Source organism: Burkholderia sp. Ac-20392, from assembly GCF_017104585.1.
Taxonomy (GTDB): domain Bacteria; phylum Pseudomonadota; class Gammaproteobacteria; order Burkholderiales; family Burkholderiaceae; genus Burkholderia; species Burkholderia lata.
On sequence record NZ_JAAGPB010000712.1, the window covers coordinates 1 to 3,401 of the forward strand.

A 3,401-nucleotide genomic window follows, 5' to 3' on the forward strand; every position below is an offset into this window, starting at 1 on the left:
TGTGCGAACTGGGTCGCGATCGTCTGATGAAGGCGTGGCGCGCGCGACCTGGCTCGGCAGGCCCGCCACGCAGGCCAGTGCGTCCCCGCGTTCACCGCCGCTCGCTCGGCGCGACGCCCGTCCAGCGCTTGAACGCGCGCGTGAAATTGGCGCGATCCGTATAGCCGACGCGCGCGGCAATCTCGTCGACCGGCAGCCGAGTCCCCTCGAGCAGCCGCAGCGCATCGCGCAGCCGGATCTCGTCGAGCAGCGTCGAATAGGTCGCGCCGTACCCGGCGAGCTTGCGCTTGAGCGTCCGCGCCGACACATGCAGTTCGCGCGCGACATCATCGACCGACGGATAGCCACCCTCGCCGCAGATCAGCAGGTTGCGCACGCGCTCGACGATGCTTTCCGCATAGCCGAGCCGCGCGAGTTCGGCCTCGCACTGCTGCACGATCATCTGCGCGGTGTGCGCATTCGCGGTGCCGATCGGTTCGTCGAGCAGCGCGGCGTCGCAGCGGATGCGGTTCGCGCTCGCGTCGAAATGACAGCGCGGCAGCCGCGCGCGATAACGCTCGAACCACGGCGGCTCGGGCCATTCGAAATGGAGTTCGGCACGTGACTGCAGCGTGCGCCCCGGCACCGGATACAGCAGCGAATTGAACAGGATCGCCGTCTCGACCAGGAAGTTCTCGACCGCGAACTGCCGCAGCCGGCCGAGCGGAAACGCCTCGAGCACGTCGATATCGACGATTCCGTCGATCTGCGCGAGCCGCACCGAAAAGAACGGCACGCGCGTCGGCAGGTAGCGGATGCCGAGCGAGATCGCCTCGCCGAGCGTCGCGCAGCTCATCAGCCCGAAGCCGATCAGTCCCGCTTTCGTCAGGCTGCTGCGCAGGCCGATCTCGATCGCGATCGACGGGTCGTCCGTCGCGTCGAGCAGGTTGAACACGATCGCCGCCTGCTGCAGCGGCGTGATGCGCGCGTCGGGCTGCGCGAGCCGGTCGCGCTCGACGCCCGAGCCGGCGAGCACGCGGCCGCCGTCGATGCCGCGCTCCTCGGCCAGCATCAGCATGAACAGCGCATACGCGGACGACACCGTCGCCTTGTTCAGCTGGCGCGCGGCATCCGGGACGGACAGGACCATGCGGCGGACTCCGAAGCGGTTTCGGCGGATTGTAGCGTCGCTGGCCCGCAATGACACCGGGGCAAGACTCTAGCCGCGCCGGCAGGCCATCGTGGCCCGAAATGACACTACCATTGGCACCCGCGGCCCTCGCGTGCGGTCCGGCGCGCGCCTATGCTTGTCACATCGGCATTGCGCCCCACCCTTTCCGCAGGAATCCCGGTCGATGAGCCAACCCGCACGAACCGCCTTTCGCAACGACGCGGACAAGGTCGCGTACGTCCGCCGCGAGGTCAACGCCGCGAGCGACGCGATCCGCGCGCGCTTTCCGCTGCTCGACAACCAGAACCTCGTCGGCGCGACCGTGATGGCCGTCTCGGTGAGCGCGATGCTCGCGATCGCCTGGCTGTATGCGCGCGGCGCGATCGCGTGGTACGTCGCGCTGCCGCTCGCCGCGTTCGTCACGTCGCTGATCCACGAGCTCGAGCACGATCTGATCCACCTGATGTACTTCAAGAAGACGCCGTGGGCCTACCACCTGATGATGGCGCTGTGCTGGCTCACGCGGCCCGGCACGATCAACCCGTGGACGCGGCGGCGCATGCACCTGCATCACCACAAGGTGTCGGGCGGCGAATCGGATCTCGAGGAATTCGGCATCACCAACGGCGAGCGCTGGGGCGTGAAGCGCCTGCTGATGATCGCGGACGGCATGCTCGCCGTCGTGCTGCGGCCCACCGCGATGCGCCGCAAGGTGAAGCAGTACGTGGCCGCACAGCCGGTGCAGGATCCGTCCGAGCGCCTGCAGTTACGCGTCGAGCAGGTGTCGTCGTACATGCCGGTCGGTCACGTGTATTACGTGCTGTGGCACGCGTTCATCGTCTATCACGTCGGCCTGTTCGCGCTGCATGCGTTCGGCTACCCGGTGACGGTGCCGGCCGTCGTCGAACGCGTGATGAGCGTCGTCGATTTCCTGGCCGTCGTGTGGCTCGGGCCGAACTTCGTGCGCAGCTTCTGCATCAACTTCGTCAGCTCGAACATGCACTACTTCGGCGACATCGACTCGCGCAACGTGATCCAGCAGACGCAGGTGCTCAACCCGTGGTGGATGCTGCCGTTCCAGCTGTTCTGCTTCAATTTCGGCAGCACGCACGCGATCCATCACTTCGTGGTGCGCGACCCGTTCTACATCCGCCAGCTGACCGCGCGCACCGCGCATGCGGCACTGCGTGAAGTCGGCGTGCGCTTCAACGACGTCGGCACGTTCGCGCGGGCGAATCGCTGGGGCGGTTATCGCCCGTCGCGCGGTACGCGCCAGGCTCGGGCCGACGCGTAACGCACCCCCTCAGCCGCCGATCGGCGGCATCGGCCCTTGCCCGCGGATCCACGACCAGTTCGCGAGCTCCGCCATTTCCTTGTCGCCCCGGCTGTCGCCGTACGCGAACAGCTGCTTCGGCGGCCGGCTGCCCCACCACCCGCGCAGCCGCACGACCTTCTGCGGCCCCCAGCAGTTTTCGCCGTCGAGCCGACCGGCGAAGCTGCCGCGCTCGAACGCCAGCCGCGTCGCGAGCACCGCATCGAAACCGGCCGTCTTCGCCCACTTCTCCAGATACAGCGACGGCGACGCGCTCACCAGCACGACTTCATGCCCGCGTGCCCGATGCTCACGGATGCGTTCGAGCATTTCCGGACGCACGAGGCTCGGCAAATAGGTGTCGACGAACGTGCGCGCCTGCGCATCGAGCGCCTCCTCCCGCACCGGCCCGAACGCGAACGACGCGAATTTCGCTTTCGCGTCGCCACGCGACAGCAGCCCGGCCTTCATCGCGACGATCCACGGCAGCGCGCGCAAGCCGGCCCACGCGAAGCGCGGCGTGCCGACCGCATAGCGGACGAAATGGCGAAAGCTGTCGGTCGTCGTGATGGTGCCGTCGAAATCGAATGCGGCAACGATGCGGTCAGTCATGGAGAATCGGCGGGAAAGCAATGAGATGCCCGGGAAGATAGCAGACTCGCGCTGGTGCTCGGGAAATGAAGTGATGCGGGGCGGCCTGCGCAGCGAACGCAAGCACCGCCGCGCATGCATTCGTGCCCGTCGTGCCGTGCGCTCAGCGCTGCGGCCGCGCCGCCACACTCTTCCCCTCCCCGACGCTCTTCCGATCTGACGCGCGGCGTGCCGACCGCATAGCGGACGAAATGGCGAAAGCTGTCGGTCGTCGTGATGGTGCCGTCGAAATCGAATGCGGCAACGATGCGGTCAGTCATGGAGAATCGGCGGGAAAGCAATGAGATG

Annotated in this window: 3 protein-coding genes and 1 pseudogene; 1 reads left to right on the forward strand and 3 read right to left on the reverse strand. The window is 67.4% G+C overall.

Going from position 1 to position 3,401, the window contains the following annotated elements:
* Positions 1-91: 91 nt before the first annotated feature.
* Positions 92-1,129, reverse strand: a complete 1,038-nt coding sequence (locus G3N99_RS37160) for an AraC family transcriptional regulator (protein WP_206124852.1) — start codon at positions 1,127-1,129, stop codon at positions 92-94.
* A 205-nt stretch (positions 1,130-1,334) separates the two neighbouring features.
* On the opposite strand from G3N99_RS37160, the gene G3N99_RS37165 reads away from it, so the two are divergent.
* Entirely contained in the window at positions 1,335-2,444 is a 1,110-nt protein-coding gene (locus G3N99_RS37165; protein ID WP_206124853.1) for a fatty acid desaturase, read from the forward strand.
* A gap of 9 nt (positions 2,445-2,453) precedes the next feature.
* Here the strand turns inward: G3N99_RS37165 and G3N99_RS37170 are convergent, their stop codons facing one another.
* The gene (locus G3N99_RS37170; protein WP_206124854.1) at positions 2,454-3,074 is read right to left on the reverse strand and encodes an HAD family hydrolase; all 621 of its coding nucleotides are present in this window, start codon (positions 3,072-3,074) and stop codon (positions 2,454-2,456) included.
* Positions 3,075-3,274: 200 nt separating this feature from the next.
* Positions 3,275-3,373, reverse strand: a pseudogene (locus G3N99_RS37175) (HAD-IB family hydrolase); the annotation flags it as partial.
* Between the last annotated feature and the right edge of the window lie 28 nt (positions 3,374-3,401).